Annotated in this window: 18 protein-coding genes; 10 read left to right on the forward strand and 8 right to left on the reverse strand. The window is 62.2% G+C overall.

The window, feature by feature from the left end; genetic code table 11:
• From ABID19_RS16940 to ABID19_RS16955, 4 genes are all read right to left on the reverse strand, one after another.
• Nucleotides 1-1140: an ABC transporter ATP-binding protein gene (locus ABID19_RS16940; RefSeq protein ID WP_354492128.1), complete on the reverse strand. Its 1140-nt coding sequence runs from the start codon at nucleotides 1138-1140 to the stop codon at nucleotides 1-3.
• Nucleotides 1141-1212: 72 nt separating this feature from the next.
• Nucleotides 1213-2313: a polyamine ABC transporter substrate-binding protein gene (locus ABID19_RS16945; RefSeq protein ID WP_354492129.1), complete on the reverse strand. Its 1101-nt coding sequence runs from the start codon at nucleotides 2311-2313 to the stop codon at nucleotides 1213-1215.
• Between the two features lie 357 nt (nucleotides 2314-2670).
• Nucleotides 2671-3618 (reverse strand): DMT family transporter, encoded by a 948-nt coding sequence (locus ABID19_RS16950; RefSeq protein ID WP_354492130.1) that lies wholly within the window; start codon nucleotides 3616-3618, stop codon nucleotides 2671-2673.
• A gap of 148 nt (nucleotides 3619-3766) precedes the next feature.
• Entirely contained in the window at nucleotides 3767-5221 is a 1455-nt protein-coding gene (locus ABID19_RS16955) for a helix-turn-helix domain-containing protein (protein ID WP_354492131.1), read from the reverse strand.
• 236 nt (nucleotides 5222-5457) lie between these two features.
• On the opposite strand from ABID19_RS16955, the gene aceA reads away from it, so the two are divergent.
• From aceA to ABID19_RS16970, 3 genes are all read left to right on the forward strand, one after another.
• A complete protein-coding gene (gene aceA / locus ABID19_RS16960) occupies nucleotides 5458-6747 on the forward strand; it encodes an isocitrate lyase (RefSeq protein WP_354492132.1) in 1290 nt (429 codons plus the stop codon).
• A 62-nt stretch (nucleotides 6748-6809) separates the two neighbouring features.
• Complete coding sequence (locus ABID19_RS16965) at nucleotides 6810-7052, forward strand: SMc00767 family acetate metabolism repressor (RefSeq protein WP_126043653.1); 243 nt, start codon at nucleotides 6810-6812, stop codon at nucleotides 7050-7052.
• Between the two features lie 300 nt (nucleotides 7053-7352).
• Nucleotides 7353-7751, forward strand: coding sequence for a response regulator (locus ABID19_RS16970; RefSeq protein WP_354492133.1), 399 nt, complete (start codon nucleotides 7353-7355; stop codon nucleotides 7749-7751).
• A 29-nt stretch (nucleotides 7752-7780) separates the two neighbouring features.
• Here ABID19_RS16970 and ABID19_RS16975 read toward each other — a convergent pair whose 3' ends face one another.
• A complete protein-coding gene (locus ABID19_RS16975) occupies nucleotides 7781-8497 on the reverse strand; it encodes an HAD family hydrolase (RefSeq protein WP_354492134.1) in 717 nt (238 codons plus the stop codon).
• Between the two features lie 142 nt (nucleotides 8498-8639).
• Here ABID19_RS16975 and ABID19_RS16980 point away from each other — a divergent pair, with 142 nt between their 5' ends.
• The 4 genes from ABID19_RS16980 to ABID19_RS16995 all read left to right on the forward strand — a co-directional run bounded on the left by ABID19_RS16980 (nucleotide 8640) and on the right by ABID19_RS16995 (nucleotide 12907).
• Nucleotides 8640-10076: a glutamine synthetase family protein gene (locus ABID19_RS16980; protein ID WP_354492135.1), complete on the forward strand. Its 1437-nt coding sequence runs from the start codon at nucleotides 8640-8642 to the stop codon at nucleotides 10074-10076.
• Nucleotides 10077-10135: 59 nt separating this feature from the next.
• Entirely contained in the window at nucleotides 10136-10507 is a 372-nt protein-coding gene (locus ABID19_RS16985; protein ID WP_354492136.1) for a four helix bundle protein, read from the forward strand.
• A 90-nt stretch (nucleotides 10508-10597) separates the two neighbouring features.
• Nucleotides 10598-11884, forward strand: a complete 1287-nt coding sequence (locus ABID19_RS16990; RefSeq protein ID WP_354492137.1) for an NAD(P)/FAD-dependent oxidoreductase — start codon at nucleotides 10598-10600, stop codon at nucleotides 11882-11884.
• Between the two features lie 195 nt (nucleotides 11885-12079).
• The gene (locus tag ABID19_RS16995; RefSeq protein WP_354492138.1) at nucleotides 12080-12907 is read left to right on the forward strand and encodes an SH3 domain-containing protein; all 828 of its coding nucleotides are present in this window, start codon (nucleotides 12080-12082) and stop codon (nucleotides 12905-12907) included.
• Between the two features lie 217 nt (nucleotides 12908-13124).
• Here the strand turns inward: ABID19_RS16995 and ABID19_RS17000 are convergent, their stop codons facing one another.
• A complete protein-coding gene (locus tag ABID19_RS17000) occupies nucleotides 13125-13871 on the reverse strand; it encodes an SDR family oxidoreductase (RefSeq protein ID WP_354492139.1) in 747 nt (248 codons plus the stop codon).
• A gap of 304 nt (nucleotides 13872-14175) precedes the next feature.
• On the opposite strand from ABID19_RS17000, the gene zwf reads away from it, so the two are divergent.
• The 3 genes from zwf to edd all read left to right on the forward strand — a co-directional run bounded on the left by zwf (nucleotide 14176) and on the right by edd (nucleotide 18263).
• Nucleotides 14176-15645, forward strand: coding sequence for a glucose-6-phosphate dehydrogenase (zwf, locus tag ABID19_RS17005; RefSeq protein ID WP_352937109.1), 1470 nt, complete (start codon nucleotides 14176-14178; stop codon nucleotides 15643-15645).
• The gene (pgl, locus tag ABID19_RS17010; protein WP_354492140.1) at nucleotides 15627-16343 is read left to right on the forward strand and encodes a 6-phosphogluconolactonase; all 717 of its coding nucleotides are present in this window, start codon (nucleotides 15627-15629) and stop codon (nucleotides 16341-16343) included. The genes zwf and pgl overlap by 19 nt, the downstream gene beginning before the upstream one ends.
• Before the next feature lie 75 nt (nucleotides 16344-16418).
• The gene (gene edd / locus ABID19_RS17015; protein WP_354492141.1) at nucleotides 16419-18263 is read left to right on the forward strand and encodes a phosphogluconate dehydratase; all 1845 of its coding nucleotides are present in this window, start codon (nucleotides 16419-16421) and stop codon (nucleotides 18261-18263) included.
• Between the two features lie 61 nt (nucleotides 18264-18324).
• Here edd and ABID19_RS17020 read toward each other — a convergent pair whose 3' ends face one another.
• Both ABID19_RS17020 and ABID19_RS17025 read right to left on the reverse strand, forming a co-directional pair.
• Entirely contained in the window at nucleotides 18325-19983 is a 1659-nt protein-coding gene (locus ABID19_RS17020) for a vWA domain-containing protein (RefSeq protein WP_354492142.1), read from the reverse strand.
• A gap of 157 nt (nucleotides 19984-20140) precedes the next feature.
• A complete protein-coding gene (locus ABID19_RS17025) occupies nucleotides 20141-21139 on the reverse strand; it encodes a GlxA family transcriptional regulator (protein WP_352937102.1) in 999 nt (332 codons plus the stop codon).
• Nucleotides 21140-21142: the final 3 nt, after the last annotated feature.

The raw sequence follows: 21142 nt of genomic DNA on the forward strand, positions 1-21142 counted from the left end.
CTATCGCGTCAGCACGACGCCGGCGTCCGGCTGGAACGACACCCAGGCACGGTCGTTCCAGCTCAGCGGATCCTCGGTGATGCGGGCCGCGTTCATCGTGCTCGCCCGCACCACGTGACCGTCGTCGAGCCTGACGTGATAGACGGTCATGTCGCCGAGATAGGCGATATCGTAGACCTCGCCTTCGATGGCGTTGACGGCACCGGCCGGCTTCTTCGACGATATCTTGATCTTCTCCGGCCTGATGGCGAAGGCGACGGCCGCGCCGGTGGCGGCATTGCCGGCATTCTCGGTTCGGATGGTGATGCCGTTGCCCGCGTCGATGCTTGCGGCACCGGCCTCGCCACGCGCGAGCTTGCCTTCGAACATGTTGACGTTGCCGACAAACCCGGCGACGAAGCGGGAGCCCGGCGCTTCGTAGACTTCCGCCGGCGTTGCCACCTGCATCACCTCGCCCTTGTCGATGATGGCGATGCGGTCGGCCATGGTCATCGCCTCTTCCTGGTCGTGGGTGACGACGACGAAGGTGAGGCCGAGTGACTGCTGCAGATCCATCAGCTCGAACTGTGTTTCCTCGCGCAGCTTCTTGTCCAGCGCGCCCAATGGCTCATCGAGCAGCAGCACCTTCGGCCTTTTGGCGACCGAACGAGCAAGCGCGACGCGCTGGCGCTGACCGCCGGAGAGTTGGTGCGGCTTTCGCTTGGCGAACTGCTCGAGCTTGACCAGCTTCAGCATCTCTCCAACGCGCGCTGCGATCTCGGGCTTCGGCATGCCGTCCTGCTTGAGGCCGAAAGCGATGTTGTTTTCGACCGTCATATGCGGGAACAGCGCATAGGACTGGAACATCATGTTGACCGGCCGCCGGTATGGCGGAATCCCACGCAGATCCTGGCCATCGAGCAGGATGCGGCCGGCGGTCGGCTCCTCGAAGCCGGCGAGCATCCGCAGAAGCGTCGATTTTCCACAGCCCGACGCCCCAAGCAGGGCAAAGAACTCACGCTCAAAAATGGTCAGCGACAAATTGTTGACGGCGGTGAAGTCACCGAACTTCTTGGTGACCTTGTCGAACTGGATGTATGGCTTGGCGTTCGGATCGTTCCATGGCGCGAAATCCCTGCGGATGCTGCCAAGCGATTTCATGTCCCACTCCGTCTGATTCTATCCCCTGAGAAGTGCGACCCCGGCAGCCAGCACCGGGGTCGCGTCAGATTGCTATTGCCCCGTAATAATCTTGGTCCACGACCTGGTGACCAGACGCTGCGTCTTGGGGTCGTAGGGACCCACGGTGAACAGCTTGGCCAGCATCGCATCGTCTGGATAGACGCCCGGGTCATCCAGGATTTCCTTGCTGACCAAAGGCTGCGAGGCCTTGTTGCCATTGGCGTAGAAGACATAGTTGGTCGATTTGGCAATGACTTCGGGTTTCATCATGTAGTTGATGAACTCATGCGCCTCGGCGGCATGCGGCGCGTCTGCCGGGATTGCCATCTGATCGAACCACATTTCCGCGCCTTCCTTGGGTATGACGTAGGCGATCTCCACCCCCTTGTTCGCTTCCGCCGCGCGGTCGCGGGCCTGGAAGAGGTCGCCGGAAAACCCGACAGCTACGCAGATGTCGCCATTGGCGAGCGCATTGATGTATTCCGACGAGTGGAATTTGCGGATCGACGGCCGAATGCTCAGCATGAGATCCGTCGCCTTGGCGATGTCATCAGGAGAGGTCGAGTCGGGCTTGAGGCCAAGGTAATTCAGCGCGGTTGGAATGATGTCCGTCGGCGAATCCAGGAAATACACCCCGCAACTCGCAAGTTTGGCGATATTCTCCGGCTTCAAAACCGCATCCCAGCTGTCGATCGCATCGACACCGAGCGCTTCCTTCACTTTCTTCGTGTTGTAGCCAATGCCGGTCGTGCCCCACATATAGTTGACCGAGTATTCGTTGCCTGGATCGAATTTCGCAACCCGGTCCGCCACGTCACTCCACATGTTGGTAAGATTGGGCAGCTTCGACTTGTCCAGCTTCTGGTATACCCCGGCCTGGATCTGACGGGCCAAGAACGGACTTGCCGTCGGTACGACGACATCGTAACCGCTGCCACCGGCAAGCAGTTTGGTTTCAAGAATTTCGTTGGAATCATAGGTGTCGTAGACGACCTTGATGCCGGTTTCCTTGGTGAAATCCTCGATGATCGAGCTGTCGATGTAATCCGACCAGTTATAGACATTGACGACGCGGTCCTGGGCATGAGCGCCGAGGGTGAAAAGCGTCAGAAATGCCGAGGTCGCCGAAAGCCAGAACGCTTTGCGGGTCATGCGTCTCTCCTTTGATGAGTGTTCCATCGCCAGCTCGTCGCGGGGCTGCGCGGCTGGGCGTTTGCTTCAGATTATTGGGCTTTCCGGCAAGCGACAAGAGCGAACCGCCGACACCCCGGCGCTTCGATGTGCAGTAGCCATGGCCTCCGTTCCGATGTCGTGATCCAGATGGCGTTCCGACGCCGTCAGAGGCTCTCGCCACTGCGCGGGCAGGAATACGACGATGTTGTCCGGTCTCGATCAGGCCGGAGGGGAGACTTGGCAAGATACGCCTGTCTTGTTGTTGCCGTATTGGCAACCTGCCCGTGCGGCCAAGCCATTGTCAATGGCTCATCTGGCTTTGGCGCGTGCGCCGCATCAATTGGGCGACGGCATGCCGGTGACACCCGGCCGCACTGGCCGCGCCTGACGCTTGAATTCGAGCCCGATATGGACGAGCAGCGCCGTGACCACAACAGTGCCGCCAAGGATGGTGCGCCCCGACGGCACCTCGGAATGGACGAGCCAGACCCAGATCGGGCCGAGGATCGGTTCGAAGGTGCCGAGGAGTGCCGCGACCGCCGCCGGAACAAGCCGGGCGCCGGTGGCGAAGAAGGCAAGGCCGAGACCCAGATTGACCACGCCGAAGGCAAACAGGAAACCCATGTCGCTGTCGGAAACCGCGAATTGCGATGTCTGGGAGGCGGCGAATGCGGCAGCAAGCATCGTGCCGAGGCAGGTCGCCGGCGTCATGCGCACATGGGCAAAGCGTCGCGTGATGACGGTGGCGATCGAAAACATCACGGCGATGAGCAGCGCCAAGCCGTCGCCGATGGGTGACACCGCGCCATCGAGCGATTCCGATACCATGATGGCAACGCCAGCAATAACGGCTGCAATCGCTACCCAGGTCGCCATTGCGACCCGTTCGCGAAATACCACCCAGGCAAACAGCGCCGCCAGAAGCGGCACGCCGGCCTGCATCAAAAGGATGTTGGCGACGGTGGTGTAGGCAAGCGCCACGACGAAGCAAGTCGATGCGGTGGCAAAGCAGAACGCCACGGCAAGGCCAGGCAGGCCCATGCCGCGGAACAACCTCACCGTGCCGTGCCAGCCGTCGCGCCAGATCATGAAACAGATCAGGAAGGCGGCGGCCCAGACCGATCGCCAGAACACCACCGTCCAGCTGTCGCCCGCTTCGATGAAACGGGCGATGGCGCCGCCGAAACTCCACATCAGCGCCGACAGGAATATCAACAGGAAGCCGACACGCTCGTCACGCGGCGAAACAGCAGGCGCAATCGGTGATGATGCGGTATCGGTCATGGGCGCGACTGTCGGCGATTTCTGGGCGGCACGATGTGCAACGGACGACAAGAACGTGCTTCATTCGCGTAGCGCAAAGGCAGCGGCTGAGCGTGGTCCACCGGACGGCGACGGTTGTGGCAAAGATAGCAGGTCGCCCGCCGAGGCCTCATTGAAAATCGAAGGCGCTCAAGCCGGTCACCATCTCGTCGAGGCCGAGCGGGCGCGTCACCGGCGGCTCGGCGCGGGCGAGGCAGCCGATGCGTTCGCACAGCCGGCAGGCTGGACCTATCGGCGTGGCCGGATTGATGCTCCGTCCGGCTTTTCCGGCCGCTGCGGCAGCCGGTGCCGCCAGTGCCGCGCCATAGACGATCTCGTCGCGAAAGCCGATGTCGCAGCCGAGCAGAAGTGCGGTACGGCGCGGGCGCTCGGAAAACGAGCCTTGCGGCCCTTCGAGCGTGCGGGCGACGCAGAGGAACTCGGCGCCATCGGGCATTTCCACCGCCTCGACGAAAATCTGGCCGGGCTGGGTGAAGGCGGCATGCACGGGAAGCTTGGGACAGCCGCCGCCGAAGCGGCTCTGCGGAAAACCCTGGCTGCCCGCCTTGCGGAAACGGTTGCCGGCATTGTCGACCTCGATCATGAAAAACGGTACGCCCGGCGTGCCCGGCCGCTGCAGCATGGTCAGGCGGTTGGCCGCCTGCTCGAAGGAAACGCCGAAACGCGAACGCAGCACGTCGATGTCGTACCGGGCGCGTATCGCGGCTGCGTGAAAGGGCTGGTAGGGCATCATCAGCGCGTGGGCGGCGTAGCGGCCAAGCTCGAAGCGGGCGAGCCGGCGGGCCTCATCCGAGGTCAGCTTCAGCGCCTGAATCTCGCTTGCCACCGCGACGGTCATGCGGATCAGACAGGCCTCCATCGCCACCTCGCGCAACTGGTCGAATGGCGACAGGCGCTCGGATAGAAACAGGCGCTGCGAGTGACGGTCGTAACGGCGGCGCCAGTTCGGCATGGTGGCGACCGGCAGCACCTTGACGACGATGCCGTATTCGCGTTTCAGCCAGGCCTTCAGCGCACCGAGCAGATCGTCGCCGGGATCGAGCACCGACGTGAATGCCTCGGCCTCCTCTTCGATCGCGGCAAAATGGTTCGGCCGACGCTCGAAAATCTCGTGCACCTCGTCGATCGGCAAGCGGGCGCCGGAAAGCGCCGTCGCTTTGCCCTCACGTGCAAGGAGCTGGTTGAGGTCGGAAAGCCGCTCGGCCTGCTCGCGATAGGCGCGAAACAGTTTTATCACCGCGGCGGAAGCATTGGGCGCCGCCTCGGCAAGCTCGATCAGCTCCTGGTCACCAGGCAATTCGCCGACCAGCAGCGGATCTGAAAACACTTCCTTCAGGGCGGCGACCGACCCCCTCGCCTCGCCCTGCAATTCATGCGGGTCGACCTTGTAGACAGATGCCAGCTTGAGGATCAGCTGGACCGTCAGCGGCCGCTGGTTGCGCTCGATGAGATTGAGATAGGAGGGCGAGATGCCGAGCCCTTCGGCCATCGCCGTCTGGGTCAGGCCTTTAGCGCTGCGAATGCGGCGGATGCGCGGCCCGGCGAAGATCTTTTGATCGGCCACTCGGCCATCCTTGACAGAAATTGACATTGCTTCTACACGGCGACGCCGTACTGGTTTTTTACAATCATGACAAATTTACAGCGCCGGGCTGTCAAACGCAATACAGGTTTTCCCTTATTTCTCAGCCAACCGCACGGTTTTTCTCGCCTGTTTCGCGCCGAGATGTAAATTCTGTCACACCAAAACGGCGCAATAGCCCCGCCTCTGTCCCTGCAGCAATTTATCCGGAGTGACCAATGACCGATTTTTACAACCTCGTTCCCTCGGCGCCGGAAGGTCGCTTCGACGGTATAGAGCGGCCCTATTCGCCGGACGATGTGAAACGGCTGCGCGGTTCGGTCCAGATCCGGCAGAGCCTCGCCGAAATGGGCGCCAACCGGCTTTGGCAGCTCATCCACGAGGAGGACTTCGTCAACGCGCTCGGCGCCATGTCGGGCAACCAGGCGATGCAGCAGGTCCGGGCCGGGCTGAAGGCGATCTACCTGTCCGGGTGGCAGGTCGCCGCCGACGCCAACACCGCGTCCGCCATGTATCCGGACCAGTCGCTCTATCCCGCCAATGCAGCGCCCGAACTGGTCAAGCGCATCAACCGTACGCTCCAGCGCGCCGACCAGATCGAGACCTCCGAAGGCAAGGGACTTTCGGTCGACACCTGGTTCGCGCCGATCGTTGCCGACGCGGAAGCTGGCTTCGGCGGACCGCTCAATGCCTTCGAGATCATGAAGGCCTTCATCGAGGCGGGTGCGGCCGGTGTCCACTACGAAGACCAGCTGGCATCGGAAAAGAAATGCGGCCATCTCGGCGGCAAGGTGCTGATCCCGACCGCCGCCCATATCCGCAACCTCAACGCTGCGCGGCTTGCCGCCGACGTCATGGGCACGCCGACGCTGGTCGTGGCGCGCACCGACGCGGAAGCGGCAAAGCTGCTCACCTCCGACATCGACGAGCGCGATCAGCCCTTCGTCGACTATGACGCGGGCCGCACGGTGGAGGGCTTCTACCAGGTCAGGAACGGCATCGAGCCTTGCATCGCGCGGGCCGTCGCCTACGCACCACACGCCGACCTGATCTGGTGCGAAACCTCCAAGCCCGATCTGGCGCAGGCCAAGAAGTTCGCCGAGGGCGTGCACAGGCACCATCCCGGCAAGCTCCTCGCTTATAATTGCTCGCCGTCGTTCAATTGGAAAAAGAACCTCGACGACGCCACGATCGCCAAATTCCAGAAGGAACTCGGTGCCATGGGCTACAAGTTCCAGTTCATCACGCTGGCCGGTTTCCACCAGCTCAATTTCGGCATGTTCGAACTCGCCCGCGGCTACAAGGCGCGGCAGATGGCGGCTTACTCCGAGTTGCAGGAGGCTGAATTCGCGGCGGAAGCCCACGGTTACACCGCGACCAAGCACCAGCGCGAAGTCGGTACCGGCTATTTCGACGCCGTGTCGATGGCGATCACCGGTGGCCGGTCTTCGACCACGGCCATGCACGAATCGACCGAGCACGCCCAGTTCAAACCGGCGGCGGAATAGCCGCAACGCAACGAACAGAGGAACGCCCCAAGGGGTATAAAATAGGCTGAAGGAGAAGACCAATGGCATCGATAAGCCGCGTCAAGGAACGGGCCGAAGAACAGGCCACCACCATGAACGTCGACCAGCAAGCGACCATCCGCATGCTGGCCAACGACCTGCACAGGCTTAACCAGTCGGTGATGAAGGCGGTCGAGGCCGGTGTGTCGGTTGAGCTCGTGCGCTCGGCACGGCACCATGGCGGCGACGGCAACTGGGGCGATCTGCTGATCCCGGTGATCGTCACGCAGCGGAGCCTTGGCTGACCGAAATTCGACCAAAGCCGGTTGGTGGATCCGGCGTCACCTGCGCAGTCCCTGCGCAGGTGATTTGCGTTTGCACGACCAGTTTGCATATAGTGTGAAAATAGAACTTTCTTTAAACTTTAACGTTTCTTTCGATATTCTCGACATCAGTCATTTCAGCTTGACATAGGCAGCGATCTCACGGCACTTGTTTGTAAGTTTCAACCCTGCATTGAAACCAGACGAGTGCCCGTCCCGCTCATGCGCCCCGTGAACCGCGAGACCAAAACTGCAAAGCATCCTAGTCTAGAGGGCAGGAATATGGGATCCGTGCTCGCCGACTTCAGCCGCGTGCTCGTCGTTGGAAAATCGCCGGTCAACCGGGTGGTGGTTTCGAAAATCGTCGAACGATCCGGGCTCAAGCCGATCTCGGAATCGCCCGAGGCGGCAGCAACGACGTTGCTATCGCTCATTCCCGGAGCTGTCGTCCTTGATGGCGGAGCGGACAATAAGGACTGCGATGCGCTGATGCCGGGTATCGATGCGCTGCGACGCAGCTCGGGCACATCGCGTCCCCCAGTGATCCTGCTTTCGACCAAGAATGGCACGCCGGAGAGCCTCGGCCTGTCGAGCGTCATCGATGCGGTTGTCGTCAAGCCGATCACGACGGAACGGCTGCAGCCGGTGATCGACCATCTGATCGGGCTGGGACGTAACTAGTCGACATCAGGGTCGACGCCGACACCCGATCAACGGGCTTTGCCGATGCCTTCGATCAGCGGGGGCAATTCAGAGAGATCGGCTATCTGGCGGAAGCGCGGCGCGGTGACCGGCGGCTCGACATGTTCCAGCACCCAGGTCAGTTCATGCGGCACGTGAATGCCCCAACTGCCGGCCTCGATCGCCGGCACCACGTCCGACTTGAGCGAATTGCCGACCATCATGCTTTTTTCCGGGCCATCGCCGTGGCGGCTGAAGATCCTGGCATAGGTGGCCGCGCTCTTGTCGCTGACGATCTCGACGGCGTCGAACATATCTCCGAGGCCGGATTGCGCCAGCTTCCGCTCCTGGTCGAAGAGATCGCCCTTGGTGATCAGCACCAGACGATACGCATCCGCCAGCTTTTCCACGGTTTCGCGCGCATGGGGCAGCGCCTCGATCGGATGGCCAAGCATCTCGCGGCCCGCAGCAAGAATTTCGGCGATGACCGAGGCCGGAGCGCGGCCCTCGGTAATCTCGATCGCCGTTTCGATCATCGACAGGGTAAACCCCTTGATGCCGAAGCCGTAGACGGCGAGGTTGCGCTTCTCCGCCTCCAGCAATCTTGCCGAAATGTGCCGCTCCTCGGCGTGATCGGCGAGCAGCGCGGCAAAGCGCCTCTCGGTGATGCGGAAGAACTGCTCGTTCTGCCAAAGCGTGTCGTCGGCATCGAAGCCGATCGTGGTCAATTCATGGCTGTTCTGCATTTCGACGCCTTCAACCGAGATCTTGCGCCGAACCTAAGCCGCCCGCGGCGGTTTTCAACCGGGCAGGCAATGTAGGGCCGGCTCCCTTCCCTTCCATCCCCGGCCACGGCTATACTCCAAAATCCGCAACCCAATCTGGTGAATGATGCCGCCTGCAAAAAAGGAAGTCCGTCCGTCGAGCCGCGGAGGACGTATCCGCACGCCTGCCTACGTGAAGAATCAGCGCGGCGTGAAGAACTGGAAGGAAGTCAGCGCCTGGCTGGAGTGGCGCGGCATCGAGGATATTGAATGCATCACGCCCGACCAAGCGGGCGTTGCGCGCGGCAAAATGATGCCGTCGAAGAAATTCACCTCCAACACCTCGCTGGCGCTGCCTTCGGCGGTGTTCATGACGACAATCTCAGGCGGCTATCCAGAGGACGGCAACGGCTTTCACTATCCGGAGGACGACGGCGATCTCAAGCTGATGCCGGACCTTTCGACACTGACCGTGGTGCCGTGGGAAGAGGACCCGACGGCGGCGGTCATCTGCGACCTCGTGCACCAGGACGGCCGCTCGGTCGAGTTCACGCCGCGCAACGTGCTGAAGCGCGTGATTGCAGCTTACGACAAGCGCGGGCTGAAGCCGGTGGTGGCGCCAGAGATCGAGTTCTACCTCGTGCGCAAGAACCCCGACCCGGACTACCCGCTGACGCCGCCGGTCGGGCGCTCGGGACGGGCGATCGGGGGCGGCGCCGGCTATTCCATCGCCGGCGTCAACGAGTTCGACGAACTGATCGACGACATCTACCATTTCTCCGAAAGCCAGGGCCTGGAGATCGATACGCTGATTCACGAGGAAGGCGCCGGCCAGCTCGAGATCAATCTGCGGCACGGCGATCCGATCGAACTCGCCGACCAGGTGTTCATGTTCAAGCGCACCATCCGCGAGGCGGCGCTGAAGCACGATATCTATGCCACGTTCATGGCAAAGCCGATTCAGGGGCAGCCCGGCTCGGCCATGCATATCCACCAGTCGATCATCGACAAGAAGACCGGCAGGAATGTCTTTTCTGCCGAGGACGGCTCGGAAACCGAAGCCTTCTTTCATTTCATCGGCGGCATGCAGAAACATGTGCCGAACGCGTTGGTGATGTTTGCGCCCTATGTCAATTCCTACCGCCGGCTGACGCAGTCGGCTTCGGCGCCGGTCAACAACAAATGGGGCTACGACAATCGCACCACCGCGTTCCGCGTTCCGCGTTCCGACCCGGCGGCCAGGCGCGTCGAGAACCGCATCCCCTCCTCCGACGCCAATCCCTATCTGGCGCTGGCCGCATCGCTCGCCTGCGGGCTGATCGGCATGACCAACAAGATCAAGGCCGAACCGCCGGTTCTCACCACAGCCAACGATGCCGAGATCGATCTGCCGCGCAGCCTGCTCGAAGCCGTCGACCTGCTCGAAGCCGACGAGGAACTCTGCGCGCTGCTCGGCAAGTCGTTTGCCGCGACCTATGCGGCGATCAAGCGGGCTGAATTCGAGACTTTCATGGAAGTGATCAGCCCGTGGGAGCGGGAGTATCTGTTGTTGAATGTTTAGGGGAGTAGGGGGGTAGGGAGTAGGGGAGTAGGGAGTAGGGGAGTAGGGGAGTAGGGCGAATGGCTGAGAAAACAGGTTCCTACAAGGATTTAATAGTTTGGCAACAGGCAATGGACCTTGCGGTGGCGGTTTACGGCGCGACGAAATCCTGGCCCAAGGAGGAACTTTACGGACTGACCAGCCAAGTGCGGCGCGCCGCAACTTCGGTGCCGGCGAACATAGCGGAAGGCTATGGCAGAGAGGTCCGGGGCTCCTATCAGCAATTTCTCCGTATCGCTCAAGGGTCACTGAAGGAGCTGGAAACTCAGCTTCTGATCGCTGAGCGTACCGGCATTGCGCCGAATGCGACTGCGGCTTCATTGTTGGCGAGCACCGAAAGTGTGGGAAAGCTTCTTCGACTTCTAATCCGCAAACTTTCAGCCGTCGACTAGCATACCTATTCCCCTATTCCCCTATTCCCCTATTCCCCTATTCCCCTATTCCCCTATTCCCCTATTCCCCTATTCCCCTATTCGAGCATCATGCCTTACCAATCCCCAATCTCCCCCGGCCGCTCCTGGTATGAGGACACGGCCGGCCCACGGCCCGAATACGAGGCGCTCGATGGCGACCGGACATGCGACGTCGTCATCGTCGGCGGCGGCTTCACCGGCCTGTCGGCGGCGGTGCACCTCGCCAAGGCCGGCAGCAATGTCGTGCTGATCGAAGCGCATCGTTTCGGCGACGGCGCATCGGGCCGCAATGGCGGCCAGCTCGGCACCGGCCAGCGCGCCTGGGCCGAGGAACTGGAAGCGGAGTACGGCTTTTCCCGTGCCAAGGCGCTGTTCGACCTCGCCGAAGAGGCCAAAACGCATCTCCTCGAATTCGCCGCGGTCAACAAGATCGAGATCGACTACATGCCCGGCCAGATGTCGGTGGCGCACAAGCAGCGCTACGTCGACGACTACAAGGCGCATGCCGAAATCATGGCGAACCGTTTCGGCTATCCGCACATCACCTTCATGGACGCGAAGGAGACGGCGCAGCGGTTGGGCTCGACGCGCTACTTCGGCGGCACCCGCGACACCGGAACCGGGCACATCCATCCACTGAAGCTGGTGATCGGTACGGCAAAAGTGGCGGCGCAGGCAGGCGCCCATCTATTCGAACAGACGCCGGCGACCGGCATCGCGTCACTCGGCGGCAAGGTGAAGGTCACGACGCCGAAAGGCACGATATCAGCCGAGAAATGCTTGATCGGCGTCAACGCCCATGGCGGCACGATCGAGCCGGTCAGTGCTGCGCACATCATGCCGATCGGCTCCTTCATCGGCGCGACAGTGCCGCTGGGGCCGGATTCAAACGTATTGCCGGGCGGTGAGGCGGTCGATGATTCCCGCTTCGTCGTGCGCTACTTCCGCAAATCGACGGATGGACGGCTGCTGTTTGGCGGACGCGAGATCTATGCCGTCAACGATCCGAAAGACATCCATGTCCATATCCGCCGGCAGATCGCCGAGCTTTACCCTGAGCTCGGGGACGTAGAAATCTCCCATGGCTGGGGCGGCTATGTCGGTATCACCATGCCGAGAAAACCGTTCGTGCGCGAGGTGATGCCCAATGTGATCTCGGTTGGTGGTTATTCCGGTCACGGCGTCATGCTGTCGAACTTTTTCGGCAAGCTCTATGCAGAAACCGTTGCCGGCAACCGGGACCGGCTGAGGCTGATCGAGGATCTGAAAATTCCGGCCTTTCCCGGTGGCCGACGCTTCCGCGCTCCGCTGCTCTTTCTGGCGCTCAACTGGTATGCCTTGAGGGACCGGATCTAACCACAGGTTGCATAATCCCTTGCAAGCGTGCAGAATCCCTTGCGAGGGCGCAGTGATGCCACAATCGCGGGCAACAGATGAGCGCCGTGGGACAGTTGAACTGGGAATTTTGCGGGCCTGCCCGCTTTTGGTTCTGGGACTGATGGAACGCCGGTTTTCCGATTGAACGTCGGCCCGCAAATGGAGGTTGCAAGAGTGAGAGAGCCCTTCAGTTTCGGCGCGCCGGAACGACGGCGCTTTGCGATGCAGTTTGGCTACGATATGCGGCCCAGGTTCTGGCAAAAAGTCCGGTCGAACCTGCATCTGGTAATCGCCGCACTTGGCACAGCAGCGCTGCTTGGCGTGGCCGCAGTGGCGCTATGGCTGGCATTGCCGGCCAACGAGAGACAAGCAATCGCGAGTCCCGAGCAGATCGTTCCGAGTGTTCCAGTAAAAACAACAAAGATCGTGCCGGCCGCTGCCTCGACGGTCGCCGCGGTGCAGAAGGCAACAGGCAAGGCCGATGCGGTTTCGCCGGCGGTGGTTGCGGCGGAAGCCGAGATACCGGCGCTGGCGCCCAATGATCCCCGCTGGACAGGGTCGGGAACGAAGACCGCGCCCGGCCAATTGGCAGGCCAGGCGGAACAGACGGCAGACAAGCCGTCCACCGCGGCGGCATTCGCCGATCCTGCGGCGAAAACCAAAGCCGCAGCATTGCTTGCCAAAGTCGCTGCTCCCAGCAAGGCGGCAACAGACGGCGCGCAAACCGCCGCCATTCCGACGCCGAAGCCGCAATCGCCGGCAGCGACGCAGGGTGATGATAGCCAGGCCAAGGTCGAAGCCAAGAAAGTGAGCGCGGCCGATATCGGACGCATCCTCAGGGCCGTCACCATGCGTACCGGACCGAAGAAGAATGCGGCCGCGATAGTCACCGTTCCCGCCAAGACCTCGGTTCAGGTGATGGGCTGCAAGCAATGGTGCCAGATCATCTACAACGGCAAGCGTGGCTGGATCTATAAGAGCTTTGTCAAGACTGGTGCGTAGGGCTGATCAGGCGATCCTTTGACGTTGCAACACGGCTCAGAGGCTTCCGTATCGTGATCGGCCGAGCAGACGTCTATTCGAACGGAACTTCGAATAGATCACAGGTCAAGTACCCCCGGCCTTGCCGCGGGTATGAAGACCAACATTTGACATCATGCGCCCCGAAACTCGTGATAGCAGCCTGTATCACGATCAGCTTGTCCAGCTGCCGGGCGGCTCAGATGCAACGTCCACCGTCGACTTCCAGCGCCACGCCAGTGATAAAAGCCGCCTCGTCCGAAGCGAGCCAGAGCGCTGCGTTGGCTATGTCGAGCGGCGTCGAAAGCCGGCCAAGCGGGATCGACGCGCGGAATTTGTCGCGGATTTCAGGTGTGTCGGCGCCCATGAATTTTTCCAGCATGCCGGTCTCGCCGGCGACTGGGCAGAGGCAGTTGACGCGGATGTTCTTCGGCGCGAGTTCGACCGCCATGGATTTGGTCGCGGTGATCGCCCACCCCTTCGACGCGTTGTACCAGGTGAGGCCGGGCCGCGGCCTGATCCCAGCCGTCGAAGCCGTGGTCAGGATGACGCCGCCGCCTTGTCGATCCATGATCGGCACAACCGCCAGAGCGGCGTGGTAGATCGCTTTCATGTTGACAGCCGTGATCGGGTCGAAGGTCGTCTCGTCGACCTCGAGCATATCGCCGTTGCGATGGGTGCAGCCGGCATTGTTGACCATGATGTCGATGCGGCCGAAGGCGCTCTTTGCGGCATCGACCATCTCGTCGAACTCGGAACGCAACGAGACGTCGGTCTGGGTCCAGATCGCCGCCCGGCCGATGTCGTTGGCGACGCGTTCGGCGCCCTTGGCGTTGAGGTCGGCGACAACGACGCGCGCGCCCTCTTCGGCGAAGCGCTTGGCCATGCCTTCGCCGAAACCTGAAGCGGCACCGGTGATGACGGCAACTTTGTTTTCCAGGCGCATGGCTTTCTCACTCATAATTGAACAGGATGGTTCGGCAACCGCCGGCGATGGCCGGCGAAAGATCAATATACTCTCGATTTCTCCTTTGGCTTTCGCCGCGATCCCGCTCTATGCTGCATCTGCGAAGGCTTTCCGGAACACTTCGCCGAGAAGCGTCCGGGTTGCGCCAGCGTCAAGGGCACACTTCAGGACCAATCGTTAAAGCTCGATTGGGCTTGGGATGCGACGCCGTGGCACTGGAAAATCTAAATCGATTAGATTATATCAGCCGCGTCACAGCGACCGGCGTCAAAGCGGACAAACCATGACCAGCCAGATCATTCCCGTCGACCCTTTCGACTTCATCATTTTCGGCGGTACCGGCGATCTGTCGGAACGCAAGCTTTTGCCGTCGCTCTACCATCGCCAGCGCGATCATCAGTTTTCCGAACCCACGCGGATCATCGGCACGTCGCGCTCGAAAATGACCGACGAGGAATTCCGGGATTTCGCCAGGCAGGCGATTTCCGACCATGTGAAACCGGCCGACATCGACGCCACGGAGCTGAAGACGTTCCTTGCCCGGCTTTCCTACGTTTCGGCCGACGCAACGACCGGCGCGGGCTTCGACGAATTGAAGAAGGCAATCGGCGACAGCGATTGCATCCGCGCATTCTACCTGGCGGTGGCGCCGGCGCTGTTCGGCGACATCTCGCACAAGCTGAAGGAACACAAGCTGATCACGCCGAATTCGCGCATCGTCCTGGAAAAGCCGATCGGGCGCGACCTCGCCTCGGCGCGCGAGCTCAATGATCTGGTCGGCGATGATTTCCATGAAAGCCAGATCTTCCGTATCGACCACTATCTCGGCAAGGAAACTGTGCAGAACCTGATGGCGCTGCGCTTTGCCAATGCGCTCTACGAGCCGCTATGGAATTCCGCCAATGTCGACCATGTGCAGATCACCGTGGCCGAGACTGTTGGCCTCGAAGACCGCGTCACCTATTACGACAAGGCTGGCGCACTGCGCGACATGGTGCAGAACCACATGCTGCAGCTTCTCTGCCTCGTCGCTATGGAGGCACCGTCGTCGATGGACGCCGACGCCGTTCGCGACGAGAAGCTCAAGGTGTTGCGGGCGCTGAAACGCATCAACGGCAACGAAGCGCCTAAGCACACGGTGCGCGGCCAGTACCGTGCCGGGGCCTCGGCCGGCGGGCCGGTAAAAGGCTATGTCGAGGAGCTCGGCAAGAACAGCAACACCGAGACCTTCGTTGCGCTCAAGGCCGAAATCGGCAACTGGCGCTGGGCGGGCGTGCCGTTCTACCTCAGGACGGGCAAGCGGCTGGCGACCCGTGTCTCGGAGATCGTCATCGAATTCAAGCCGATCCCCCACTCGATCTTCGGCGACAGCGCCGGGCCGATCTCAGCCAACCAGCTGGTCATCAGGCTGCAGCCCGACGAAGGCGTAAAGCAGTTCATCATGATCAAGGATCCGGGGCCGGGCGGCATGCGGCTGCGCCAGATCCCGCTCGACATGAGCTTCGCGCAGTCCTTCGACGGCCGTGCGCCCGATGCCTATGAGCGACTGATCATGGACGTCATCCGTGGCAACCAGACGCTGTTCATGCGCCGCGACGAGGTCGAAGCGGCGTGGAAATGGATCGACCCGATCCAGGACGCCTGGGAAAGCGGACGGCAAGAAGCGCAGGGCTACACGGCCGGCACATGGGGCCCTTCGGCCTCGATTGCGCTGATCGAACGCGACGGGCGGACATGGCACGAGAGCAATTGAACAGCGCCCCTTACAGCTGGCATGCGTTTGCCGAACGCCAGGACCTGGCGGCAGCACTTGCCGGCCACGTCGCAGGTCGTCTGACCAATGCAATCGCTGAGCGCGGCACAGCATTGCTCGCCGTGTCCGGTGGCACGACGCCGGCGCGATTTTTCGCATCGCTTTCGAGTATCCCGATCGCCTGGAACAAGGTCACGGTGACGCTGGTCGACGAGCGTTGCGTGCCGGCCTCCTCTCCGCGCTCCAACGCCGGGTTGGTCGCCGCCAATCTTTTGCAAAACGCGGCGGCAGCCGCACGTTTCGTGCCGCTCTACCAAGAGGGAGTAAGCATCGGGGAAACTTCGGAGGCCGACAGCAGGATGTTGCGGTCGCTTTCCTGGCCGCTCAATGTCGTGGTGCTTGGCATGGGAACCGATGGCCATACCGCATCGTTCTTTCCTGACGCCGACAATCTGGAAAAACTGCTCGACCCGTCTTCGACAAGCACCGTGCTCCCGGTTCACGCAACAAGCGCCGGCGAGCCTCGCCTGACGCTGTCGCTGGCACGGCTCGTAGAAGCCGGCTTCATCGCGCTGCACATCGAAGGCGAGGACAAACGCAAGGCATTCGAGACCGCTATGGGACCGGGCGCGAAAAAGCCCATTCGCGCCGTGCTCGACGCAGCCGGGACACCCGTAGATGTGTTCTGGGCGCCCTGATTTTCAACTTGCCGTGGTTCCCGGCGGACGGCGGGAGGATGTTTTCCGGGACCGCGCCTGAAAGGACCTACCGATATGACCGCACGACGTGACATCGAAGCCATCACCGAGCGTATCCGCCAACGCTCCAAACCAGGGCGCGAGGCCTATCTCGGCCGCATCGCCGAAGCATCGAACCGCACCGCCAACCGGGCGGTGCTTTCCTGCGGCAACCTTGCCCATGGCTTTGCCGTCTGCAGCCCCTCCGAGAAGGTGGCACTTGGCGGCGACCGAGTGCCGAACCTCGGCATCATCACCTCCTACAACGACATGCTGTCGGCGCATCAGCCTTTCGAGACGTTTCCGGCGCTGATCAAGGACGCGGCGCGCGAGGCCGGCGGCATTGCCCAGGTCGCCGGCGGCGTGCCGGCAATGTGCGACGGCGTCACGCAGGGCCAGCCCGGCATGGAGCTGTCGCTGTTCTCGCGCGACGTGATAGCCATGGCCGCGGCGATCGGCCTGTCGCACAACATGTTCGACGCGGCCGTCTATCTCGGCGTCTGCGACAAGATCGTGCCGGGGCTGGTGATCGCGGCGCTGACCTTCGGCCATCTGCCGGCAGTGTTCATCCCGGCCGGGCCGATGACGACGGGCCTGCCCAATGACGAGAAGGCCAAGGTCCGCCAGCTCTATGCCGAAGGCAAGGCAGGAAGGGCCGAACTGCTTGAGGCCGAGTCCAAATCCTATCACGGGCCGGGAACCTGCACCTTCTACGGCACGGCGAACTCCAACCAGATGCTGATGGAAATCATGGGCCTGCACACGCCGGGCACCTCCTTCGTCAATCCCGGCACGCCGCTGCGCGACGCGCTGACCAGGGAGGCGACGAAGCGGGCGCTGGCGATCACCGCGCTCGGTAACGCCTACACGCCGGTCGGCCGGATGATCGACGAGCGCTCGATCGTCAACGGCATTGTCGGCTTGCACGCCACCGGCGGATCGACCAATCACACCATCCACCTGATCGCCATGGCGGCCGCAGCCGGCATTGCCATTACCTGGCAGGATATTTCGGACCTTTCGGAAGCCGTGCCGCTGCTGGCGCGGGTCTATCCGAACGGCCTTGCCGACGTGAACCATTTCCATGCCGCAGGCGGGCTCGGCTTCCTGATCCGCGAACTGCTCGACGAAGGCATCCTGCACGAGGACGTCCAGACAGTTTGGGGCGAAGGCTTGAGGCCTTATGCGGTGGAAGCCAAGCTCGGTCCCGATGGCGGCGTGGTGCGCGAGGCCGCGCCCCGCGAAAGCGGCGACGAGAAGGTGCTGGCGCCGTTCAAGAAAGCGTTCCAGCCGACGGGCGGATTGAAAATGCTCTCCGGCAATCTCGGTCACGCCGTCATCAAGACTTCCGCGGTGAAACCGGAGCGACGCATCATCGAGGCGCCGGCAAAGGTTTTCGACAGCCAGCAAGGGCTCAACGAGGCGTTCAAGGCCGGCACATTGACCGGCGATTTCTTCGCCGTCATCCGCTTCCAGGGGCCGAAAGCCAATGGCATGCCGGAACTGCACAGACTGACCACCGTGCTCGGCGTCCTGCAGGATCGCGGCCAGCATGTGGCGCTGGTCACCGACGGGCGCATGTCGGGCGCGAGCGGCAAGGTGCCGGCGGCAATCCATGTGACACCGGAGGCGGTCGAGGACGGACCAATCGCCAGGATCCATGACGGCGACATCATCAGGCTCGACGCCGACGCCGGAACGCTGGAAGTGCTGGTGCCGGCCGGCGATTTCGCGCTGCGGCGGGCGGCGGACAGCGATCTTATCGCCAATGAATTCGGCTTTGGCCGCGAGCTTTTCGCTGGATTCCGGCAAATGGTTGGCCGTGCCGACCACGGCGCCAGTGCCTTCGGAAACAGCGTGGCGGAATTCGCGCTGCTGTGAAAAAGGACGGCGCAATGCTGTGGCTCGCGCGCCGCCCTTTTCTCGGCGTCGAATTACATCCCTACCGGACCGTCAGCTCGGCTCGCTCGCCGGCTTTGATGGTTACCGTACTTTCCTTCGAACTGTTGTCCAACTTCTCTGAGACAACAGCGTAGTCGCCGGCCAGTAGCGCCGCCTGGTATTTCTCGTCATAGGCGTAGCCAAGCGATTTGCGGTTGCCGTTGATGTCCTTTTTCGCCTCGAAGATCTCGATCTTCGAGGCCCCCGGCGCGGTGATCGCCAGCACGCCGGCATTGATGGGGATTTTCAGATCCTGATTCTCACCGGCTTTGACGCTGAAAGGCTGCTCGGCAACGGCAAGGTCGACCGTCGCCAGCAACACATAGTCATCGGGCGGCAGATCGAACTTGCTGTCAGGACCATAGGCGTAAGCCACCTCTTCCCTCGTTCCGTCGATCTTCTTTTTTGCCTTGAACACCTTGAAGCCGATGCCCGAACCGTCGGCCTTGTCGCCGCCGGCAGTGTAGTAGGCGTTGGCAACGACATGCCCGACGCCGACGATGATATCCTTGTCGATGACCCTGCCGGCCGTGAGCGGGATGGTTTCGGTAACCTCGCCCTGCCCGATCCTGACCGTCACCTTCTGATCGCCGGCAGGCAACACGACTTTCGTGTCGCCATAATAGGTCGGGGGCGTATCGACGCCCGGATAGACGATCACCACAGCCGCGCCATCGGCCACGTCAGCTCCCTCACTTGGCCGCGGATGAATGATGAGCGTGCCGGCATTCAGCGTGAAGAGGGATTTGTAGACCTGGCCCGCCTCGACCACGATCTTCTGTTCGGTCCTGGCCTCACTGAGGCGTGCGACGACGATGTAGTCGCCCGGCTCCAGATTGCTTTTGTAGGCTCCGTATTCGGTGGTTAGGTAGTCGCCGCGCGTGCCGTCGGAGTTTGCCTTGTAGATCTCCCAGGAATTGCCGTCGGTGACGGGATCGCCGCCCTGCGCCAGCACCACGGTCGGCATGAAGTTGAACTCCGGCTTTTCCTCGGGAGCCGGCGGCGCCGCAGGCGCTGGTTCGGGCGCCGGTGCAGGTGCGGCGGCGATGGTTTCGACCAGCGCGTTCTGCAGCGCTTGCTCGTCGGACGCCTGGATGTATTTGCCGCCGGTGTTATCGGCGAGGCAAGCGACCTGCTTGCCCTCGTCCGCAGTCAGGCCGAAGCCGACGACGTCTACGGTGAAGTCGACGCCGGCAGCCTTCAGTTCCTTGCCGAGCGCGCACGGGTCGCCATTGCAGGTCTCAAGCCCGTCGGTGATCAGGATGACGGTGGCCTTGTCCTCGGTGTATTTCAGCGCCTCGGCCGCCTGCTTGACGGCTGATGTCAGCGGCGTCTTGCCAAGGAATTTAAGGCTGTCGGCGGCAGCGGAAACGGCACCTGCCGAGCCGGCCTGCGGCGGCACGATGAGCTCGATATCCTCGCAACTGCCCTTCTCGCGATGGCCATAGGCCATGAAGCCGATTTCCTTGTCGGCGGGGACCGATTGCAGCACGGTTCTGAGCGATTCGCGGGCAATTTCGAGCTTGGGCTTACCGTCGATCTGCGCCCACATGGAACCGGAAGCGTCTAGAATGAGGATGACTCGATCGGCGGCAAGGCCAAGCGTCGTCATCCACAACAGGAAGGCCGCCGCAGCGACGCTCCGTGCAAGTCCCGCCATGAAAATCTCCTGAGCCAGCCCCTCGGGTTTGCTTGAGCATCAGCGCACCCTGCTTCGCACGGAAAAGCTATTCGACGCCGGGTCAGGACACAACCCCGAACGCCGGGCGTTGGAGGGTCGGCCACAAGCTTGGGCCAACAAACTCGACTAGCCCAACTTAATATGTCGTGCGCCGCTCTTCGGAAGGCGGCCGGCCGAATTGCAGCCGGTAGCTTTGGGCAAAATAGGAGTGTGAAGTGAAGCCGGTGGCGATCGCCACGTCGAGGATCGGCATGTTGGTCTGGCGCAGCAATTCGCGCGCGCGTTCGAGCCTGAGCCGCATGTAATAGCGGCCGGGCGTCACACTGAGGTGGCGCAGGAACAGGCGCTCGACCTGACGCACCGACAAGCCGGCCGACTTGGCGAGTTGCACCGCCGACAGCGGCTCGTCGAGATGGTCGGCCATCAGCTCGACGGTGCGCCGCAGCTTCTCCGACTTGCCGGTCAGGTCGCGTTCCGGCCCAACACGCTGGCGATCTCCGGCAGAGCGGATGCGCTCGTGCTGGAACTGGTTGGCGACGCCGTTGGCGAGGCTCGAGCCTAAATCGCTGCGCACGATCTCAAGCATCAGGTCGATCGAGGTGGTGCCGCCGGCACAGGTGTAGCGCTTGCGGTCGATCTCGAAAACATTGCCGGTGCAGTTGATGTCGGGAAACCGCTCGACGAAGCCAGCGCGATTCTCCCAATGGATGGTGCAGCGATAGCCTTCGAGCTGACCTGCCTCGGCGAGCAGATAGGAGCCGACCGACAGCGCGCCGAGCGCGTTGCCGCGCCGGCCCCAGTTGCGCAGCGCTGCCAACACCTTGCTCTTGCCCGGGAATTCGGTTGTCAGCCCAACCGAGACGAAAAGAATATCGACCGGCGGTAGATCGGCGACAGCGTAGTCGACCTTGAGCGGCAGGCCGTTGGAGGCCATGACGGCCTCGCCGTCGGCCGACACCGTCGTCCAGCCATAGAAGTCGCGGCCGAGCAGTCGGTTCGCCGAACGGAACGTGTCGATTGCGGCGGCCAGCGAGAACATGGAGAACTTGTCGACCAGCAGGAACCCGAACTGCCGGCCGCCTTGAACGGGATCGTTCGTGACCGGCCGCTCTGAGGGAACAGTGAGGTTCGGCAAAGC

Origin of the sequence: Mesorhizobium robiniae (assembly GCF_040545535.1) — a bacterium.
GTDB lineage: Bacteria > Pseudomonadota > Alphaproteobacteria > Rhizobiales > Rhizobiaceae > Mesorhizobium > Mesorhizobium robiniae.